Source organism: Leptospira alexanderi serovar Manhao 3 str. L 60, assembly GCF_000243815.2.
GTDB lineage: Bacteria > Spirochaetota > Leptospiria > Leptospirales > Leptospiraceae > Leptospira > Leptospira alexanderi.
This window is the reverse complement of sequence record NZ_AHMT02000042.1, coordinates 42,501-45,000: the sequence shown is the minus strand read 5'-3', so window position 1 is coordinate 45,000 and position 2,500 is coordinate 42,501. Positions and strand designations below refer to the sequence as shown.

Sequence of the window (2,500 nt, the reverse complement as noted above, 5' to 3'; positions counted from 1 at the left end):
GACTTAGGAGGAATGGAACTTTTACTTGCGGGTGTGATTCCTGTGACGTATTCGTATTTGGGTTGGAATATGATCACTTACGTAGCAGAAGAAGTCAAAAATCCGGACAAGAATATCTACAAAGCCGTTTTGTATTCCTGCGCGTTAGTCACCATTCTCTATATTCTCATCAATTTTCTCTTTTTAAGTTCCGCGCCTATTTCCGAATTATCGGGAGATAAAATCGGAATCACCGCTTCTTCCTTTTTATTTGGACCAAAAGCAACAATTTTTATCACCGCATTTATTTGCTGGGCGTTCCTCGGATCGATTTCCGCTTACATCATCGGAGGTTCGAGAATTTATTTCGCAATGGCGAGGGACGGATTCTTTTTTTCAAATATGGCCAAACTACATTCTAAGCATAAAAGTCCTTACATGTCCCTTCTCTTTCAATGCGGATACGCTTGTTTATTCTGTTTCGTGAAAGAAATTGAAAGTCTTCTTTATTTAATCACTTGTTCCACTTTACTTCTCGCGACGATTACTTCTTACACACCTATTCTTTTTGAAAAAAAGCACTACAAATTGAAGTTTAGAATTCCAGGATATCCTTATACAACTTATCTTTACATCGCTTCCAACGTTGGAATTATAGCGACTTTACTCTGGAACAAACCTACCGAAACGTTTTGGGGAATCGGGTTTACCCTTCTTTCCGTTCCTATGTACTACTACTTTAAAGCGACACAAACATCTTCAGCGAAAGTTTCCATTCCCCTCGGTTCGGAATCTCCAGAGCTCTTGGCAACCAGCCTTCTTCCTGAAAACGAACCGGTTCCCGTCGCCAGCGGAGAACCGTAATCCAAACGATTTCTCTCCTTGAAGACAAAGTATCAACTCAAACTTCATTCTGCTTTAGGAATCATTTCTATCCTTCTTTTAAGTTGTAAAATCTTTCTCCCTTTTCTTATTTTTCTCTCTCCGATTTTACTCTTGCCTCAAAATCTGTTTCTGATCTTGGGGAAAATTGGGGTCTTCTTCGGACTATCTGCATTCATCTCGGGTTGCGGTCTCGGAAATTATCTCTTTGTTCAAAACTCAAAATATACCGAAATTCACATTATTCTTCTGTTAGCCGGTTTGATTTTGCAAATTCCCAGTGTTTCCGAAAATCATTCCAACTTTTATGCAAGCATAGTAGCTAAGCTCGGATATCCTCTTCTTATCGCAGGTTGGATTTACGGCAGAAAAATTCGCCGTAAAAAATAACGCCCTACAGAATCATTGTCCTCAAGCGTCCATTAAGAAATTATAAACTAAGATAGTGCTTACGAAATAAAATCGTTAGATCATTTCATCATTCTTCTTTCAAGGAAATAAAATCGATTGTACGACTACTTGTTTTTTACCACTCAACCCTGCATAACGTGAGTTCGATATAACAAAATGCGAAAGCGATTATATGTTTCGACCCGTAGGGAGAAACATTGAGTTAAATTCCGAAGGAATTGGAGCGAAAAGCGCGGTCGCGAGCCATTTTATCTATGAAATTCGCGAGCTGCGACGACGACCCGCAGAGCGACCTAAACACCGACCCATAGGAAGGTGTTTGCTGAGTTCAGGAAAGCTCTGCGTTGAGTTCAGGGAGTCGTTGCACTTTAGTTTCTTATTCGCCCAAACTTTCTTACGCCGAACTCACGTTACATAATAGAGTGTCCAAAATTCTGTGCCTAAACGGGGATTTATGCTAAAATTGGCGGTACTCCTTTATGTAGAGATCACTAAACGCCGATCCTTTTTAAAAGAAGGAAGCTTTCCGATCCTCGCGTTTATTTTCGATCATTGTTTTCAGATAAGAATGAATTTCGGGATCGTTATCCTGAATCAGTTGCCAAAAAGAAAAACCTCGAATTTTATACTTCTTTAACAGATTCATCTTCGTTTCGAAGGATCGTTTGTTCATATAAAAGGCGACCCGATCACAACCTCCCAGAGTATACCAAAGAGAAGGATCGTCATAAACCCGCCCTTCGTGACGGTATAAATACGGTCGTAGGTAGATCCAATCTCCGGATTTTTTCGCTTCCTTGAAAATTTTAAATACATCGGTCGGCTCTTCGGATCTTGGATTCCAATTCATTTTAATATATTGTGCTCTGGAGTAGAATACCGCTTTGGAAGGAATATCGCAGTTCAGTGACCAATCATATCCGTAAGTCGGAATGGCCATATACAATTTTGAATTAGGAATCTTTTGTGTAGAATATTCTAATATTCTCTCAATCCACCAGGACGGCGCCTGAGGACCTGGGCCGGGAAAGGCGTTTTTCCTAGGATGTAATTCGTACGCCATGATTTTGACCTTATCGGCGATCTTTCCCAAAAATTCATAGTCATGAGAAAGTTGTCCTCGATAAGCCTCATAAAAATCCACCCGCATCTTCTTTCCGTTTTCTTTGCAATAATATTCGGAAGTCTTTTCTGCGGAGGTTTTTGGATGAATCGCGACCGATAAAAG

General features: G+C 40.2%; 3 protein-coding genes (2 of these 3 only partly in view). 2 read left to right on the top strand and 1 reads right to left on the bottom strand.

Annotation, left to right across the window (positions count from 1 at the left end):
* Together LEP1GSC062_RS13510 and LEP1GSC062_RS13505 are read left to right on the top strand one after the other, a co-directional pair.
* Positions 1-843, top strand: the 3' portion of a protein-coding gene (locus LEP1GSC062_RS13510) for an APC family permease (RefSeq protein WP_244265114.1). 564 nt of this gene lie to the left of the window's left edge; only the last 843 of its 1,407 coding nucleotides appear in the window; its start codon lies off the left edge, out of view; the stop codon is at positions 841-843.
* Between the two features lie 18 nt (positions 844-861).
* Positions 862-1,251 (top strand): cytochrome b family protein, encoded by a 390-nt coding sequence (locus tag LEP1GSC062_RS13505; protein WP_010576045.1) that lies wholly within the window; start codon positions 862-864, stop codon positions 1,249-1,251.
* 529 nt (positions 1,252-1,780) lie between these two features.
* Here the strand turns inward: LEP1GSC062_RS13505 and LEP1GSC062_RS13500 are convergent.
* Positions 1,781-2,500: the 3' portion of a glycosyl hydrolase family 18 protein gene (locus LEP1GSC062_RS13500; protein ID WP_244265113.1), read on the bottom strand. It continues 495 nt past the right edge of the window; 720 of the gene's 1,215 nt are visible here — the last part of the coding sequence; the start codon falls outside the window, past its right edge; the stop codon is at positions 1,781-1,783.